The sequence below is a fragment of the Xanthomonas sp. NCPPB 3200 genome (assembly GCF_056393585.1).
This window is the reverse complement of the sequence record NZ_CM150785.1, coordinates 3,197,974-3,215,474: the sequence shown is the minus strand read 5'-3', so window position 1 is coordinate 3,215,474 and position 17,501 is coordinate 3,197,974. Positions and strand designations below refer to the sequence as shown.

Here is a 17,501-nt window from a genome sequence, read left to right as displayed (position 1 = left end):
GCGTGCATGCTGGACATGTCAGGCTGCCAGCTCGGCGACAGGCAGCTGGGCGAGTGCGTCGTTGCCCAGCACCGCGTCGGCGTCGAGCAGGATCACGAAGCGCTCGCCGATCCTGGCCATCGCATGGATGCAGTCGCGTGCGATGCCGGCGCCAAAACTGGGGGCGCCGGCGATGGCGTCGGGCGCGATCTCCAGCACTTCGCTCACCGCGTCCACCAGCAGGCCGAGCACCTGATGCGTCTGGCCATGGGCGATCTCCACGATCACGATGCAACTGCGCTTGGTGATCGCGCTGGCGTCGCGGCCGAAGCGTTGCTGCAGATCCACCACTGGCACCACCGCGCCGCGCAGGTTGATCACGCCACGCAGGGCCGGCGGCATCATCGGCACATCGGTGGGCGCGCGGTATTCGATGATTTCCTTGATGCCGAGGATGCCCAGGCCGAACATCTCCGTGCCCAGCAGAAAGGTCAGGTATTGCTGCGGAGCCGTCGATGACGGCGCAACGGTGCGTGTGGTGGTGATGGCTGCGCTGTGCGGTTGCATCGTCGTTTCCTCAGAAGCTGGCGAACTGCGATTCGTCGATCGCATCGGCGGTGGTCGCCACCGCGCTGATCTGGCGCACGTTGCTGCGACGCGGCGGTGCGCTGGCCGCGCTGCTGCTGCCATGCGTTGCGATCCGGCGCGGGCCAGGCTTGCTGCTGGTCGACGCCGCCGCACGCGAGCCGTTGCCGAGCCGGAAGAAGCCCATCAACTGCTGCAGCTGTTCGGCCTGCGCGCTCATTTCCTCCGAGGTCGCGGCCAGCTCTTCGGCATTGGCCGCGGCCGACTGCGTGGTCTGGTTCAACTGGCCGACGGCGGTGTTGATCTGGCTGACGCCCGCAGTCTGTTCTTCGGAGGCGGCGGCGATTTCCTGCACCAGGTCGGAGGTGCGGCGGATCGAGGGCACCATCTCGCCGAGCACGCGGCCGGCGCTTTCGGCCAGGTCCACGCTGGAGCCGGCCACCTCGCCGATCTCCTGCGCGGCGATCTGGCTGCGCTCGGCCAGCTTGCGCACTTCCGCTGCGACCACCGCAAAGCCCTTGCCGTGTTCGCCGGCACGCGCGGCCTCGATGGCGGCATTGAGCGCCAGCAGATTGGTCTGGTAGGCGATGTCGTCGATGATGCCGATCTTCTTGGCGATGTCCTTCATCGCCACCACGGTGGCGCGCACGGTGTCGCCGCCGTCGGCCGCTTCGCTGGCGGCCTTGGCGGCCATGCTGTCGGTGACGCGCGCGTTCTCGGTGTTCTGCGCGATGGAGGCGGTCATCTGTTCCAGCGAGGCGCTGGTCTCTTCCACGCCGGCAGCCTGTTCGCTGGCGGCCTGGGCCAGCGCCTGCGCGGTAGCGCTGACCTGTTCGGAGGCGCTGGCCAGGTTCTCGGCGTTGCGGTTGACCTCATCGACGATCTCGGTCAGCCGGCTCATGGTGGTGTTGACGTAGCGCTGCATGTCGGCGAACGCGCCTTCGTAGCGGCCTTCCACGGTGTGGGTGAGGTCGCCGTCGGCCATTGCGCCCATCACCTGGATCACTTCGGAAATGCTGCGCAGGTTGCCGCGCGCACGCTCCACGGTGTCGTTGATGAAGGCCTTCTTGCCCGGCAGCTGCGCCAGCGGTGCCTCGAAGTTGCCGCGGCCGAACTCGGCCACCACGCCCATCGCCAGTTTCTTGACTGCGATATGCGCGCCCACCATCTGGTTGATGCCGGTGGCCATGCTGCGGAAATCGCCGTCGAAGCGACTGCTGTCGATCACCACGTCGATGTCGCCGGCCTCGTGCTCGGCCGACATGTGGTTGATCTCGGCGATCAGGCCGGTGAGGTTGCCGCGCACCTGTTCCAGGGTTTCGTTGATGAAGCGCTTCTTGCCCGGCAGCAACGGCAGCTGCGCGGTGAAGTTGCCGCGGCCGAATTCGGCCACGCAGGCGATGGCCTGCTTCTTGACCGCGATGTGGCTGGCCACCATCGCATTGATGCCTTCGGCCATGCGGCGGAAATCGCCGCTGAAACGCTGGGTGTCGATGACCACGTCGATATCGCCGGCGTCGTGCTCGGCCGCCATGCGGTTGACCTCGGCGACCATGCCGGTGAGGTTGCCGCGGATCTGCTCGACGATCTCGTTGATGAAGGCCTTCTTGCCCGGCAGGCGTTCCAGCTCGGCGGAGAAGTTGCCGCGGCCGAACTCGGCCACGCACGCCATGGCCTGCTTCTTGACCGCGATGTGGTTGGCGACCATGCGGTTGATACCTTCGCCCATGGTGCGGAAGTCGCCGTCGAAACGCGCCACGTCGATGCGTGCATCGATCTCGCCGGCATCGTGTTCCTGCGAGACGCGATTGATCTCCTCATTGACGTGGGCGATGTTGCCTTGCACCTTGCGCAGCGCACGCAGCACCTCGCAGGCCTGCTCATCGCGCAGCTGCGGCAAGGCGACGGCGAAGTTGCCGCGCGCGAAGGCATCCAGCGTGGTGGTGGCAAGCTGCAGCGAGCCGGTCGCGATGCGGATCGTATGGAACAGCAACGCGCCGCTGACGAGCGCGGCCAGGACGCTGGCGGCGAGCAGGGCGCCGTGCGACAGCGTCAGCGCAAAGCCGGCGACCACCACCACGACGGGCAAGGCGAGGGCGAGGGCGGCGGTGAACCACAACTGCGTGGCGATCGGGAGACGGTGTGACATGGCGGCAGCTTCCTGGGCTCAGGGAACAACGGATGACGCGGTGATGTGGGGAGTGCTGGTGTGGTGACTCAGGCCGCCAGGGCGTCCTGGTTTGGATGCAATTGCTGCAGCAGGCTGGGCACATCGAGAATCAGCGCGACATCGCCGCTGCCCAGGATGCTCGAGCCACTGATGCCCTTGACCTGCGCGAAGACCTTGGACAACGGCTTGATCACGGTCTGCCATTCGCCCAGCAAGGTGTCCACGACCAGGCCGAAGCGCTGGGCGCCCTGGCGGATCACCACGATGCTTTCGCGCGCCGGGGTCCTGCCGCCAAGCGCGAACAGTTCGCGCAGGCGCACATACGGCAGCACGCTGCCACGCAGGTCGATGTAGTCGCTGGCGTAGTCGGGGGTGAACTCCACGCATTCCTCCACCACGTCCAGCGGCACCACGAACACCGACTTGCCGACGCCGACCTGGAAGCCGTTGATGATGGCCAGCGTCAGCGGCAGCCGCACCGAGATGGTGGTGCCCACGCCGGCGCTGCTGTCGATCTCCACGGTGCCGCGCAACGCGGTGATGTTGCGCTTGACCACGTCCATGCCGACGCCGCGCCCGGACAGGTTGGTGACCTTTTCGGCGGTGGAGAACCCCGGCTCGAAGATCATCGCGAACACCTCGCGGTCGCTGAGCTGCCGGCCCGGCTCGATCAGGCCGCGTTCCAGCGCCTTGGCGAGGATGCGGTCGCGGTTCAGGCCGCCGCCGTCGTCGGTGATCTGGATGACGATGCTGCCGGAGTCGTGATACGCATTGAGGCCAACGGTGCCGCGTGCGGGCTTGCCGCGCGCCACGCGCACGTCCGCCGGCTCGATGCCGTGGTCCATGGCGTTGCGCACTAGATGGGTGAGCGGGTCGCCGATCTTTTCCACCACCGACTTGTCCAGCTCGGTGTCCTCGCCGGCCACCACCAGCGCGATGTCCTTGCCGAGTTCGCGCGCCACATCGTGCACCACGCGCTGGAAGCGGCTGAAGGTGCCGCCGATCTTGACCATGCGCAGTTGCAGGGCGCTTTCGCGCACCTCTTCCACCAGGCCGGCCAGGATCGAGGCCGATTCCAGCAACTGCGCGTCGCCGGTGCGCTGTGCGTTGGCATTGGTGCCGGCCACCGCGATGATGAGTTCGCCGACCAGATCGATCATGCGATCGAGCTTGTCGGCGTCGACGCGGATCGAGCGCGCGTCGGGGTTGCGTGCGCCGGTGTCCTGCGGCGCGCGTGCCGGCGCTGCGGCCGGCACGGCAGCCAGCGCGCCGACCACCGGCGCGGCAGCCACGACCGGCTCGCTGGCAGGAACGGCGCTGGCGTCCATCGGTGCCGGCACCGAGAGGATCTCCAGGTCGCAGTCTTCGCGCACGAACTCGAACACGTCCTCGATCGCGGCACGGTCGGCATCGCTGCGCAGCAGGATCTGGAAGCCCAGGTAATTGGCTTCCGGATCGAGCGCTTCGAAGCTCGGCAGCTGGCTGACGTCGGTGCTGATCGACTCGACCGAGCCCAGCCCGCGCAGGTTGCGGATCAGCTTGAGCGGCGAGTTGCCGTAGCGCAGCGCGTCGGCGAACAGTTTCAGCGTGATGCGCCAGTAACCGCTCTGTTTTTCCGGGGTGCTGTGCTGGAGGGCGGAGGCGGTGACACCGCATGCGCTGGCCTGCAGGTAGGTCTGCAGTTGTGCCAGCAGGGGGTCGGCCTCTGCCGCCAGTGCGTCGGCATCGGCATGAGCGGGGTCGGCGGCGGTTTCCACCAGGGCATGGATGTGGTCGCAGCACACCAGCAGCAGCGCGATCAGTTCCGAGCTCAGCGTCAGCGCGTCGTCGCGCACCAGGTCCAGCACGCTTTCCACGACATGGGTGAAGCCGACCAGCTGCGGCAGATCGAACAGGCCGCCCGAGCCCTTGATGGTGTGCGCCGCACGGAAGATCGCGTTGACCGCATCCGGCGAGGACTCGCCGCGCTCGGCTTCGAGCAGGTGACGTTCCATGTCTTCGAGCAGGTCCCGGCTCTCGGCCAGGAAGGTCTGCATCAGCTGGTTCATATCCATACGCGTTGCCGGTCCCTTAGTGAATGCGTTCGCCGATACCCGCAACCGCATGCGGGTACAAGGCTTCGAGCAGGCCGAGCAGTTCGATCACATCGACCACCGCGCGGCTGGAATCGGTCAGCGAAAACGGCCGGCCGTCGGCCTGGATCGCCTGCTTGGTCGCCAGCAGCAACTGCAGGCCGGTGGTGTCGATCTCGCTGACCGCCCCCAGGTCCAGGTGCAACCCGCCCGGATGCAGCAAGGCCGGCTGCAGCAGCGGCTTGAGTTCGGCAGCGCGACGGATGGTCATCTCGCCTTCCAGGGCGAGCGTCAGCGGCGCGGGTAGATCGGACAGTGGCGTGTTCATGAATGCCTCAAGCGATGCGGTGGCGCACGGATGCGTGCCTGACGCGGAAAAGGTCGCTCCGGCGCGGGGTCGCATGGGCAGCTCTGCACACGGCGATCACGTCGGTCCATGCAGGTATCGGCGCGCGGCAGGAATATTTAGGCCAAATTCACCGCGGTGACGGATTTGCGAAATCCATCACTTCCCGCGTATTAATTGCTCAGCTTTGTCGCAAGCAGACTCAGGAAGCCGGTGTCCCGGACAGTCGTGCAGGACACCGCGCTATCTTTCAGCCGACTTCTTCACTCGCTGCGTCGGGCGCATGTGCGTGACTGCAGCGGGGAACACGCATGAAACAGGCAACATGGGACCGCACCGGCATCGTCTGCGGCGTTGGGCGTTAGTGAAAATGCCGCATCGGCTTGGATTCGCAGCGGCCCCCGCCTGCGACGCGCTCGACGCATCCTTGCGTCCTGCACGGTCCAGCACGCTGCGTAAAGCAGGCGCAACTGCCCGGCGCGCGCTTCTACCTGGGTGCGAGCATCGTCAGCAGGCCGCGTGCGGCGTTGAAACGGTCCGCGCCTTCCGGTAGCGGCAGCTTGATGCGCAGTTTGTCCGGGCCGTCCATGGTGTAGATCTTGGGCTGCTTCTGGATCATCTGGATCACCGCGACCGGGTCGATCGCCGGTTTTGCCTCGAAGACCAGCCGGCCACCGTTCTCGCCCAGGTCCAGCTTGCGCACACCCAGCGCATTGGCCTGCAGCTTGAGCTCGGCAATCGCGAACAGGTGCTTGACCGGGTCCGGCAGCAGGCCGAAGCGGTCGATCATCTCCACCTGCAATTCGCGCAGCGCATCGGCATCGCGTGCGCTGGAGATGCGCTTGTACAGCGTCAGGCGCGTGTGCACGTCGGGCAGGTAATCCTCGGGAATCAGCGCGGCCACATGCAGCTCGACCTCGGCGCCGCGGACCTCCTCGCCGGCATCCAGGTCCGGCAGCTTGCCCTGGCGGATGCTGCGCACCGCGCGTTCCAGCAGCTCGGTGTACAGGCTGAAACCGACCTCGGCCATCTGCCCGCTCTGGTCTTCGCCCAGCAGCTCGCCGGCGCCGCGGATCTCCAGATCGTGGGTGGCCAGGGTGAAGCCGGCGCCGAGCTCGTCCATGGAGGCGATCGCCTCCAGGCGCTTTTCCGCATCGGAGGTCATCGAGCGACGATCCGGCACCACCAGGTACGCATAGGCGCGGTGATGCGAGCGGCCGACGCGGCCGCGCAGCTGGTGCAACTGCGCCAGGCCGAAGCGGTCGGCGCGGTTGATGATGATGGTGTTGGCATTGGGGATGTCGATGCCCGATTCGATGATCGTGGTCGACAGCAACACGTTGAAGCGCTGCTTCTGGAAGTCGAGCATCACCCGCTCCAGCTCGCGCTCGGGCATCTGCCCATGCGCGATGCCGATGCGCGCCTCCGGCACCAGTTCGGACAGCTCGCGCTGCATGCGCACGATGCTTTCCACATCGTTGTGCAGGAAGTACAGCTGCCCGCCGCGACTGAGCTCGCGCTGGAAGGCCTCGCGCAGCAGCGCGTTGTCCCAGGCGGTGATGAAGGTCTGCACCGCCAGCCGGTTCGGCGGCGGGGTGGCGATGATCGACAGGTCGCGCAGCCCGGCCATGGCCATATTGAGCGTGCGCGGGATGGGGGTCGCGGTGAGCGTGAGCAGATGCACGTTGGCGCGCATCGCCTTGAGCGCTTCCTTCTGCCGCACACCGAAGCGCTGCTCTTCGTCGACCACGACCAGGCCCAGGTCCTTGAACTTGACGTCCGGCTGCAGCAGCCGGTGCGTGCCGATGATGACGTCGATCTCGCCGCTGGCGACCTTCTCCAGCTCGGCCTTGATCTCCTTGGTGCTCTTGAAGCGCGACAGCACTTCCACCTTCATCGGGTAATCGGCGAAGCGGTCGCGGAAGTTGCGGTAATGCTGCTCGGCCAGCAGCGTGGTCGGCACCAGCACGGCGACCTGCTTGCCGGCGCTGGCGGCGGCAAATGCGGCGCGCACGGCCACCTCGGTCTTGCCGAAGCCGACGTCGCCGCAGACCACGCGATCCATCGGCTGGCTGCTGCCCAGATCGCGCAGCGTCGCATCGATGGCCGCCAGCTGGTCGCCGGTTTCCTCGAACGGAAAGCCAGCCGCGAACGGCTCGTACATCGCCCGGTCCACCTGCAGCGCCAGGCCGGCACGCGCACGTCGGCGGGCCTGGATTTCCAGCAGTTCGGCCGCCACGTCGCGGACCTTTTCGGCCGCCTTGCGCTTGGCCTTGGTCCATTGCTCGCCGCCCAGCGAATGCAGCGGCGCGGTCTCGGCCGAGGCGCCGGAATAGCGGCTGATCAGATGCAGCTGCGCCACCGGCACATACAGCCGGTCGCCCTTGGCATACTCGATTTCCAGGAACTCGCCGGGCATGCCACCGGCGTCGAGCACGATCAGACCGCGGTAGCGGCCCACACCGTGGTCCTCGTGCACGATTGGCGCGCCTTCGGACAGCTCGCCCAGATCGCGGATGATCGCTTCCGGCTCACGTCCGACCCGGCGGCTGCGGCGCGGCTGGTTGGCGCGCTCGGGAAACAGCTGGCGCTCGGTCAGCACCGCAATCTGCGGGGCGTCCAGCGCAAAGCCGTCTTCCAGCGGCGCCACGGTGATACCGAAGCGCAGCTTGGGCGCGGCCAGGAAGGCGGGCAGGTCGGCGACGACCTCCGGCTTCAGCTGCGCGGCGGCCAGCACTTCCATCAAGGCTTCGCGCCGGCCGGCGGTATCGGCGGCCACCAGCACACGGCCGGGGTAATGGTCCAGGAACGAGGCCAGCGCCTGACCGGCCGGGGCGTCTTTTGCCGCCACCGGCAGCGGCGGCAACGGCTGGTCGCCCAGCGCGGCGGCCTCGTCGATGCGCGGATGGTCGCTGGCCCAGACTTCGATGCGCGCCAGCTTGTTGAGCCGCTCGCGCAGTGCGTCCGGCGACTGATACAACTCGTCCGGTGTCAGCAGCGGGCGCTCCACATCGTGGCGGCGTTGCTCGTAGCGGTCCTGCGCCTGCGCCCAGAACGTGTCCGCCGCATTGGAAACGCCGGTGGCGACCAGCGGCAGCACGCGCTTGTCCAGATAATCGAACAAGGTGGCGGTCTTGCTGAAGAACATCGGCAGGTAATACTCCACCCCCGACGGCGCCAGCCCCGATTTCAGATCCTGGTACAGCGCGCTGCGCCGGGTGTCCACGTCGAAACGCTCGCGCAGGCAGGCCAGCACACGCTCCACGCTGGCATCGTCCATCGGCACTTCGCGGCCGGGCAGCAGCTTGACGGCCTCGACCTTGTCCAGCGAGCGCTGCGATTCCGGGTCGAAGGCGCGGATCGAGTCGATATCCTCGTCCAGCAACTCGATCCGCAACGGCGTGGCTTCGCCCATCGGGAACACGTCGAGCAGGCCGCCGCGCACTGCAAAATCGCCCGGGTCCATCACCTGCGGCACGTTGCGGTAGCCGGCGCTTTCCAGGCGGCGTTTTTCCGCATCCAGATCCAGCCGCTGGCCGACCTTGAGATCGAAACTGCCGCCGACGATGTAGCTCAGCGGTGCCAATTGCTGCATCAGCGTCTGCACCGGCACGATCACCACGCCACGGCTCAGTGCGGGCAGCCGATGCAGTGCGGCCAGGCGCTGGCTGATGATCTCCGGGTGCGGGCTGAACTGGTCGTAGGGCAGGGTTTCCCAATCGGGAAAGGGCACCACCGGCAGCGTCGCGTGCTCGCCGAGCAAGGCATGCAGATCCGCCTCGATCTGATGCGCACTCTGGTTGTCGCGGGCGATCACCAGCAGCGGGCCGGCATGCGCCTCGGCGGCGCGTGCGATCGACCAGGCCAGCGCAGTCGGCGAAGATGGAGCGCGCCAATAGGCGCGGAGCTGGCCGGACTTGGGCAGCGGCGGAGAGGGGAAGGTGGTTGGCGACGGCATCAGCCGGCAATTTTATCAGAGCACCCACCACGGCCGGTCCATCCGGCGTGAAAGCCGGCGTCGGGCCACCTGCGCCGCCTTGGTCGGATGTGCGGCGCTCTCGCCATCTACATACCGACCATCCCGACAGATCAACACCCAAAGCCAGGTGAGTCGGGGGTGCGGCGTCCTCACCGCTCGTGGGACACGCCGTGAATCCATCCGTGGAGGCTCGGTGGCGGCATCCATGCCGCCACACGGTCCCGCAATCGGTGACGACACCGCCCCAGACAGTTGGTCGGTTGTTTGAAAAGCTGGTCCGCTGCACTGGCTTTCTTGCGAAAACGAGCGGACGCGTTCTTGCCTGACACCGTGCTGCTCGCACTATGCGGACCGACCATCGCGACAGGTCCTTGCCCGCTCACCGTCGCGGGACCTTGAGCGGCATGGACGCCGCGCCAGAGCCTACAAGGACGTACTTGCGGCGTGTCCTGCGATGGTGGGCGGGCAAGGGCCTTGCAGCCAAGTCGCAAACCAACCGCTCAACGCCGCTTCACGAATCCCCAATCCCCAATCCCAAATCCCAGCCCCTCAGGCATCCAGCTCGAGAACCATCCGCACCAACTCCGGCGACTCCGGATGCGGCTGTGGCTTGAAGCCCAGCGACTCGGCCAGCTGCAGCATCGGCACATTGCTTTGCAGCACGTCGCCGAACAGGCAATCCAGGTATTTGCGCCGTGCCCACTTGACCAGCTTGCGCATCAGCTGCCGTCCCAGGCCCTGGCCGGCGACGAAGCTGCTGACCAGGATGGTGTACTCGGCCTGGCGGGTGCCCGGCACCAGCGCCGCGCGCGCCACCGCGCCCACCAGCGCCTCGCCCGGCGGCAACTGTTCGGCGGCCACCAGCACGATTTCGCTCTTGGGGTTGGGATGGGTCAGGCGCTGCACCATCTCCGGGGTGATTTCGGCGGAGGAACGCACGAAGCGCGCGCGGATTTCCTCCGGCCCCAACAGGCTGAAAGCACCCTGCAGCGGCGGACCGTCCTCGGGACGGATCGGACGGAGCAGGAGTGTGCGGCCATTGGGCAGACTGAAGTTTTCATGCCAGGGAGGCATGCGATTGCGAATGGCCATGACCGGTGTTCCTTAAAGATCGGAAGATTCTGGCACCCGCCCAGCGCACAACCGTGAATGAATCCGGTGCGCCGCTGGGGGTCGTCAGGGGGTGGCAGTGCTTCCCTCATCACTGTACCGAGCGATACCGTGATCCAGTCGTGAGTATGCAGCCGCGTTCGCCAGCGCGAGCAGGCGCCCGGTATAGGCAACTCAGGCGTCCTGGCGCAGCCACTCCAGCCGGGTCGAGGCACCTGCCTCGCCCAGGTGCTGCTTCAGCACCGGCAGCGCGGGCGCCAGCACCTGGTCGAACTGCCATGGCGCATTGACGATCAGCAGCCCGCTGCCGGTCAGGCGCAGCGGCGAGTCGTCCGGGCGCACCTGCAGCTCGGCCACCAGCACCGACTTGGCCGGCAGCGTGGCCGCCTTGCGCATGAACGGCTGCAGGCTGCGCCGCAGCTTGATCGGGTACCACACCATGCAGATCGCCTGTGGCCAGCGCGCCAGGGTCTCGCGCACGCTGTGGATGACCTGCGGGTACTCGGCTTCCTGCGCCTCGTATGGCGGGTCGATCAGCACCAGCCCGCGGCCGATCTTGGTCTCGCCCGCGCGCGGTGGCACGAAGGCGCGAATCGCCTCGTAGCCATCGCCGGCATGCACGCGCACGCGGCTGTCCCTGGCGAACAGACGCTTGAGCGCCTCGGCCTCTTCCGGCTGCAACTCGCAGAACGCCATGCGGTCCTGTTCGCGCAACGCCTGCGCCGCCAGCAACGGCGAGCCGGGGTAATGGTTGATCTGGATGCCGGCGGTGGGGCGCGCCGGCTTCTGGCCGGGCGTGGCCGGGCGGGCGACGGTGTGGTTGTCGGCCTGTACCGCGCGCAGATAGCGTTCGACCACCTCGGGCAGGGTCGACTCGGCCATCAGCCGCATCACCCCGGCATCGGCCTCGTTGGTCTTGCGGCTTTCCTCGCCGCCGAGCTGGTAGCGCCCGCGTCCGGCGTGGGTGTCGAGCACGAAGAACGGCGTGTCCTTGCGCTTGAGGGTGTCGATCAGCGCCAGCAAGGCGATGTGCTTGAGCACGTCGGCATGGTTGCCGGCATGGAAGGCGTGGCGATAGTTCATCGCGGCAGTGTACGGGCCGCGCCAGCATGCGGCTATGCTGCGCGCCATGTCCGAGTCTCCCCCCCGCGTGCTCGTCGTCGAAGACGAAGCCGCCATTGCCGATACCGTGCTGTACGCGCTGCGCAGCGAAGGCTATGCGCCCGAACACTGCCTGCTGGGCCGTGACGCATTGGCACGCCTGCGTGCCGACCCGGCCGATGTGGTGGTGCTGGACGTGGGCCTGCCGGATATCAACGGCTTCGAGGTGTGCCGCACGCTGCGCGGGTTCAGCGACGTGCCGGTGATCTTCCTGACCGCGCGCAACGACGAGATCGACCGCGTGCTCGGCTTCGAACTGGGCGCCGACGACTACATGGCCAAGCCGTTCTCCCCGCGCGAGCTGGTGGCGCGGGTGCGCGCGCGGCTGCGTCGTCGCAGTGTGGCGGCCGTGGCGGAGCCGGGCTGGCAGCCGCATGGCGCGTTTGCGATCGACCGCGAGGGCAGCCGCATCCGCTACGGCGATGCGCTGCTGCCGCTGACCCGCTACGAATACGCGCTGCTGTCGGCGCTGTTGCAGCGCCCCGGCGCGATCCTGAGCCGCGCGCAGCTGATGGACCGCGGCTGGGACGCCAGTGCCGATAGCGCAGACCGCACCGTGGACACCCATATCAAGACGCTGCGCGGCAAGCTGCGCCAGGCCGGCGTGCCGGCCGACCCGATCCGCACCCACCGTGGCCTCGGCTACGCGCTGGAGCTATAGCCATGGCCGCGCGCAGGCGTCGTGGTGTTCTTCGGACCGGGGCCTGAGATGCGGCTCGGTCTCAAGCTGTTTCTGGGCTTCTTCCTGATCGTGGGGCTGGCCGCGTTCTTCGTGATGCGGGTGTTCGTCAACGAGGTCAAGCCGGGTGTGCGCCAGGCGATGGAATCCACGCTGGTGGACGCGGCCAATGTGCTGGCGGAAATGGCCAGCAGCGAGCTGGCTGCCGGCACCATCGCCAGCGGCAGCTTTGCGCGCAACGTGGCGCAGGCGCAGCGGCGCGACCCCAAGGCCTGGGTGTGGCGGTTCCGCAAGAACGATGTGGCCTACCGCGTCACCGTCACCGACGCGCGCGGCGTGGTGGTGTTCGACTCGCTGGGCCGCGATGTGGGCCGCGACAACTCGCGCTGGAACGATGTCTATCGCACCTTGCGCGGCGAATACGGCGCGCGTTCCAGCCCCGAGGTCGATGGCGACCCGACCGCCACGGTGATGCATGTGGCAGCACCGATCTACGCGCCGAATGACCCGGCCAAGTTGATCGGCGTGCTGACGCTGGCGCAGCCCAATCGCAGCATCGACCCGTTCATCGAGGCCAGCCAGCGCAACATCCTGCAGCGCGGTGCCTGGCTGATCGGCATTTCCGCGCTGATCGGCATCTGGATGACCTGGTGGCTGATGCGCGGCATCGGCCGGCTCAATCGCTACGCACAGGCGGTGAGCGCCGGCGTGCCGGTGCCGCCGCCGGAGCCGCGCGGCGATGAAATCGGCGACCTCGGCCAGGCGCTGGAAAGCATGCGGCGCAAGCTGGAAGGCAAGGCCTACGTGGAGCAGTACGTGCAGTCGCTGACGCACGAGATGAAGAGCCCGCTGGCGGCAATCCGGGGTGCGTCCGAACTGTTGAGCGAGCCACTGCCGGAAGCCGATCGCCAGCACTTTGTCGCCAGCATCCGCGCGCAGGAGTTGCGCCTGACCGAAACCATCGACAAGCTGCTGGCGCTGGCCGAGGTGGAGCAGCACGGCTGGCTGCAGACGCGCGAGCGCATCGCGGTGGCTGGCCTGCTGCAGGCGGCCGTGGATGCCGTGCTGCCGCGCGCGGCAGCGGCCGGCGTGCTGCTGGAACGCGATGCCGCCTCCGACACGGCGCGCGGGCAGTACGTGCTCGGCGATGGATTCCTGCTGCGCCAGGCGCTGATCAACCTGCTGGAAAATGCCATCGCGTTTTCACCGCAGGGCAGCACCATCCAGCTGCGTACGCAGGTGCTGGAGGAACAGCTGCAGCTGGTGGTCGAGGACCGCGGCAGCGGCGTGCCGGACTACGCACTGGAACGGGTGTTCGAACGTTTCTATTCGCTGGCCCGCCCGCAGACCGGACAACGCAGCTCCGGCCTTGGCCTGCCGTTCGTGCGCGAAGTGGCGCGCCTGCATGGTGGCGAGGCCACGCTGGGCAACCGCGAGGGTGGCGGCGCGATCGCGACCCTGCGCCTGCCCATCGGCTAAGCGCGGCTAGCAAACCGTAGCGCGCAGTCGTCAGGTAGGTGCGGACGGCGCGCAGCAACCGGAGTGGACGAGTGGTACGCGCCGATTCCGCGCGCCGTCCGCGTCCGCCTGGCGGCTGTGCAGCAGGTGTGTCGGCGGCTCTGAACCGCATTGCGTGGCGTCTGTGCACAGGCCGGCGGCCGACGGCGGCGGCATCGCGGTGGCACGCAAGCGGCATGCACCAGGCACATGCCGCATCCGTGTCAGCCGCGCCTCACCGTGCGCAGCCGCTGTGTGTCAGTGCACCACGTCGGCCCCGATGACGTCCTTGGCGACCACCGACCAGGACAGCTTGCCAAAGCCCTTGTTGCCCCATTCGGTGCCCCAGCTGTTTTCGACGAGCAGCCCTTCGCTGTCGTATCCCAGCGCGATCACCGCGTGCCCGCCCAGGATCGACGTCTTGGTGTCGTAGTCGACCTGGTTTTTTGGCGTGAGGTCTTCGAACCCCTGCCTGACATAGAAGCCGATCGCCACCGGCGTGGACGAGGCCAGCGCGAGTTTGATCTGTTCGATCAGGGCCCGCCCGCCATTGCCGTCGCCCGAATACAGCACGGTGTACTTGCGGTACGGCGTGGGGTTCTTGGCTGCGTTGGCGCGGTCGGCCGCGGTGGGTGGGTTCTTCCAGTTGTAGTTGCCCCACGAATAATGCTGCTCGGTGTCGATGCCTTGGGCCAGCGCGACGTCCAGCGGCGCTTCCAGCGTGGAGCCCTCATCGACGCCACCGTTGACCTGGCTGTAGAGATACATCGGGGCAAAGCGGGTTTGCGCCTGCTTGTTGGCGTTGGCATACCAACCGGTCAGGGTGTGGGCGGTTGCCCACGATGCACACGACCCCACCTGGCCCTGGTCGCCCGGGGTGATTGCCCAGGCCGTCAGGTCGACCGTGGCGGGCAGGGGTTTGGCGGCGCTGGCAATGCCGAACAACGGAGTGACCGGCTGCATCAACGACGAGGGTTTCAGGCCCATCCCGTGCATTGCCGCCTGTGCGGCGGCGGAGGACAGGCTCAGGGCAGCGAGCAGGCAGAGCGTGAGCGAACGTTGCTTGGTCATGAAGGCAAACTCCAGGCGAGAGAGGAATGCAGTCGTGCGCGTTTCTGGAACCATGGCCGGCAAGCGGGCAAGCGTGTGCGACACCACCGCTGCGGCGCGCAACGTTGAATGCGGATGCCGCGGAACCACGGAACTGCAACGCCGTGATCAACGCAGACTCGAGAAAAGCAATGGCCCCGTGATGCGCAACTGCACTGGCATCGTTGCGCCTGGCGGCGAAGCGCGCGGCGGTGATGCGAAACCCTGGCGATGCAACGGAAGCGTGTCCTGGGCCTCTGTTGCATTTTTGCAGGGCAAAACCTGCATTTCCTAACGGGATCACAGTGCCGGTCGCCGAGCCTGCCGATCGCCCACTTCACATTCGCTTCAAATTCGCCTCAAACCTGCGACACCGGCGCAACGCACCCTGGCGACCTCCCAGACTGAGGAAGGTCGATGAAATCCCTGAAACTGCTGTTGCGCTTCGCCACCATTGGCGGATTGATCCTGTTGCTGCTGATTCCATTGCTGTTGATCCGCGGCACGGTGCAGGACCGTGCGCGTTACCGCGACGAGGCGGTGGAGCGGGTGGCGCAGAGCAAGGCCGGTGAGCAGCAGTTCATCGCGCCGGTGCGGGTGCTGCCGTTTACCGAGGACGTACAGGTCACCGAGCCGGACGAGCAGGGCAACCCGCGCAAGGTCTGGCGCAAGCGCGACGGCCAGTTGCTGCAGACCCCGCGCACGCTCACCCTGAGCGGCGAGCTGACCCCGTCCGAGCGCAAGATCGGCCTGTTCCGTGTGCAGGTGTATTCGTGGAAGGCCAGGCTCAAGGCCGAGTTCGACCCGTTCGAGTATCCGGCCGTGGCCGGTCGCCGCTATGGCCGGCCGCATCTGGCGGTGGGCATTTCCGATGTGCGCGGCCTGGTCGGCACGCCGAGCCTGCGGGTGGACGGCCGCAGCTTGCCGCTGGAGAGCGGGGCCGGTGGCCTGGTGGGGCGCTCGGCCGGTATCCATGCCGATCTGCAGCCGCTGGGCGATGCGCTGGCCGGCACGCTGGGCGATGGCAAGCTGGTGGAGATGTCGTTCGTGCTGGATGGCACCCGCAGCCTGGCGATCGCACCGATTGCCGACAACAACGACATCGCGCTGCGCTCGGCCTGGCCGCATCCGCTGTTCGGCGGGCGCTTCCTGCCGAGTGCGCCGACGATCGGCGCGCGCGGTTTCGATGCGAGCTGGTCGTTGTCGTCGCTGGCCACCGGTGCACAGAGCCAGCTGCAGTCCAGCCAGTCGTCGCTGGACACGCTGGAGGTGCGGCTGGTCGATCCGGTGGATGTGTATACCCAGGCCGACCGCGCCAGCAAGTACGGCATCCTGTTCGTGGTGCTGACCTTTGTGGCGTTCGTGTTGTTCGAGTTGATCAAGCGTCTGCCGATCCATCCGCTGCAATACCTGCTGGTGGGTCTGGCGCTGGCGATCTTCTTCCTGCTGCTGCTGAGCCTGTCCGAGCACATCGCGTTCTGGCAGGCGTATCTGGTCTCTGCCGCGGCGTGTATCGGCCTGCAGTTCTTCTATCTGTCCGGGGTGTTGCGCAGCTGGGCGCGTGCAGCCGGGTTCTCGGCGATGCTCACGGCGTTGTACGGGGTGCTCTACAGCCTGTTGATCTCCGAAGACAACTCGCTGCTGATGGGATCGTTGCTGCTGTTCGGCATCCTGGCCAGCATCATGTGGGTGACCCGCAAGCTCGACTGGTACGAGCTTGGCAACAGCCTGCGCTGAGGCCGGCATGCGCACGCACGCACAGTTGCACCGGCGGGCGCAGAGTTTGCTGCCCGCCGGGATCGACACGGTGGCGCTGCTTCCCGCAGCGCTGCCGCAGTATTGGGACGCTTCGCCGTTGTCGGCCTTGCCCTTGCGCCGCGACGGACGCCGCGGCGTGATCGGCCTGCGCCTGCATGCAGGCACCGCGCAGGCATTGCGCCTGGGCGGCAGCGGCTTCCTGCAGGCGGCGCAGCGGCAGGACGTGGCGGCAGGCAACGCGCGTCCGCGCCGCTACGGGCCGTGGCAGCGGTTGAGCAACGGCAGCTACTGGGCGCGCAGCACCGATGCACTGCTCGGTGTGCTGCTGGCCAGCGAGGAGGCGGCGGTGTGGTTGCTGTGGCAGCAGCCGGCTGCGGCGGCTCCGGGCAATGGCGGCTGGCTGCGCTGACGTGCGGCGGCGCAGCTGCGCCAGGCTGGCTTACCATGCCCGGCATGAGCGGCTCCTCCCTGATCGTTGAAACGGTGCGCGGCACGCAGGTGCTGCCGCATCTGGCTGCGGTGGCGCAACTGCGCATCGCGGTGTTCCGCGCCTGGCCGTATCTGTACGAAGGCGATGCCGATTACGAGCGCGGCTATCTGGCCGCCTACGCGGCCTCGCCGGACAGCGTGTTCGTGCTGGCACGCGATGGCGATGCGGTGATCGGCGCCTCCACCGGGCTGCCGCTGCTCGACGACAGCGAAGCCTTCCATGCGCCGTTCCGTGCCGCCGGCATCGACCCGGCCAGCGTGTTCTATTTCGGCGAATCGGTGCTGCTGCCGGACTATCGCGGGCAGGGAATCGGCCACGCATTTTTCGACCAGCGCGAGGCGCATGCACGTGCACTGGGCCGCTTCGCGCTCACTGCGTTCTGCGCGGTGGAACGCGCTGAAGACGATCCGCGCAAGCCGGCCGACCATCGACCCAACGACGTGTTCTGGCGCAAACGTGGCTATGCACCGCAAGCGGACATGCGCGTGCAATTGGCATGGGTGGAGTTGCAACACGGCGAGATCGACCACAGTCTGCAGGTGTGGACGCGGCCACTGCCGCCGTGACCGAGTCACTTCTTACCCCA

At 67.4% G+C, this 17,501-nt stretch carries 13 protein-coding genes and 1 other RNA gene; 5 read left to right on the top strand and 9 right to left on the bottom strand.

Translation table 11 applies throughout. The features are described 5' to 3' along the window. Positions 1-18: 18 nt before the first annotated feature. From AC06DU_RS13990 to AC06DU_RS13960, 7 genes are all read right to left on the bottom strand, one after another. The gene (locus tag AC06DU_RS13990; protein WP_126943524.1) at positions 19-546 is read right to left on the bottom strand and encodes a chemotaxis protein CheW; all 528 of its coding nucleotides are present in this window, start codon (positions 544-546) and stop codon (positions 19-21) included. Positions 547-556: 10 nt separating this feature from the next. Further along, entirely contained in the window at positions 557-2,713 is a 2,157-nt protein-coding gene (locus tag AC06DU_RS13985) for a methyl-accepting chemotaxis protein (RefSeq protein ID WP_478202666.1), read from the bottom strand. 68 nt (positions 2,714-2,781) lie between these two features. After that, positions 2,782-4,788 (bottom strand): chemotaxis protein CheA, encoded by a 2,007-nt coding sequence (locus AC06DU_RS13980; protein ID WP_104609049.1) that lies wholly within the window; start codon positions 4,786-4,788, stop codon positions 2,782-2,784. Positions 4,789-4,804: 16 nt separating this feature from the next. Continuing rightward, positions 4,805-5,134 carry an STAS domain-containing protein gene (locus tag AC06DU_RS13975; RefSeq protein WP_016905011.1) on the bottom strand — a complete coding sequence of 110 codons (330 nt, stop codon included), beginning with the start codon at positions 5,132-5,134 and terminating at the stop codon, positions 4,805-4,807. Positions 5,135-5,639: 505 nt separating this feature from the next. After that, positions 5,640-9,110: a transcription-repair coupling factor gene (gene mfd, locus AC06DU_RS13970; RefSeq protein ID WP_046343545.1), complete on the bottom strand. Its 3,471-nt coding sequence runs from the start codon at positions 9,108-9,110 to the stop codon at positions 5,640-5,642. Positions 9,111-9,680: 570 nt separating this feature from the next. Continuing rightward, positions 9,681-10,223 carry a GNAT family N-acetyltransferase gene (locus AC06DU_RS13965; protein ID WP_039526258.1) on the bottom strand — a complete coding sequence of 181 codons (543 nt, stop codon included), beginning with the start codon at positions 10,221-10,223 and terminating at the stop codon, positions 9,681-9,683. Between the two features lie 192 nt (positions 10,224-10,415). Further along, on the bottom strand, positions 10,416-11,324 hold the full coding sequence (locus tag AC06DU_RS13960; protein ID WP_016902309.1) for a 23S rRNA (adenine(2030)-N(6))-methyltransferase RlmJ: 909 nt from the start codon (positions 11,322-11,324) through the stop codon (positions 10,416-10,418). 34 nt (positions 11,325-11,358) lie between these two features. On the opposite strand from AC06DU_RS13960, the gene creB reads away from it, so the two are divergent. Then, entirely contained in the window at positions 11,359-12,063 is a 705-nt protein-coding gene (creB, locus tag AC06DU_RS13955; RefSeq protein WP_196768899.1) for a two-component system response regulator CreB, read from the top strand. A 48-nt stretch (positions 12,064-12,111) separates the two neighbouring features. Beyond that, entirely contained in the window at positions 12,112-13,560 is a 1,449-nt protein-coding gene (creC, locus tag AC06DU_RS13950; RefSeq protein ID WP_435003038.1) for a two-component system sensor histidine kinase CreC, read from the top strand. Positions 13,561-13,564: 4 nt separating this feature from the next. Here creC and AC06DU_RS13945 read toward each other — a convergent pair. Continuing rightward, positions 13,565-13,640: non-coding RNA, sX9 sRNA (locus AC06DU_RS13945), on the bottom strand. A 196-nt stretch (positions 13,641-13,836) separates the two neighbouring features. Continuing rightward, entirely contained in the window at positions 13,837-14,649 is an 813-nt protein-coding gene (locus tag AC06DU_RS13940) for a C1 family peptidase (protein WP_065032535.1), read from the bottom strand. Between the two features lie 435 nt (positions 14,650-15,084). Here AC06DU_RS13940 and creD point away from each other — a divergent pair, with 435 nt between their 5' ends. From creD to AC06DU_RS13925, 3 genes are read left to right on the top strand one after another with little or no spacing between them, the layout of a single operon-like run. Then, positions 15,085-16,404: a cell envelope integrity protein CreD gene (creD, locus tag AC06DU_RS13935; protein ID WP_478202665.1), complete on the top strand. Its 1,320-nt coding sequence runs from the start codon at positions 15,085-15,087 to the stop codon at positions 16,402-16,404. 7 nt (positions 16,405-16,411) lie between these two features. Then, a complete protein-coding gene (locus AC06DU_RS13930; protein ID WP_478202664.1) occupies positions 16,412-16,834 on the top strand; it encodes a hypothetical protein in 423 nt (140 codons plus the stop codon). A gap of 35 nt (positions 16,835-16,869) precedes the next feature. Next, complete coding sequence (locus AC06DU_RS13925) at positions 16,870-17,481, top strand: GNAT family N-acetyltransferase (RefSeq protein WP_478202663.1); 612 nt, start codon at positions 16,870-16,872, stop codon at positions 17,479-17,481. Positions 17,482-17,501 lie beyond the last annotated feature (20 nt).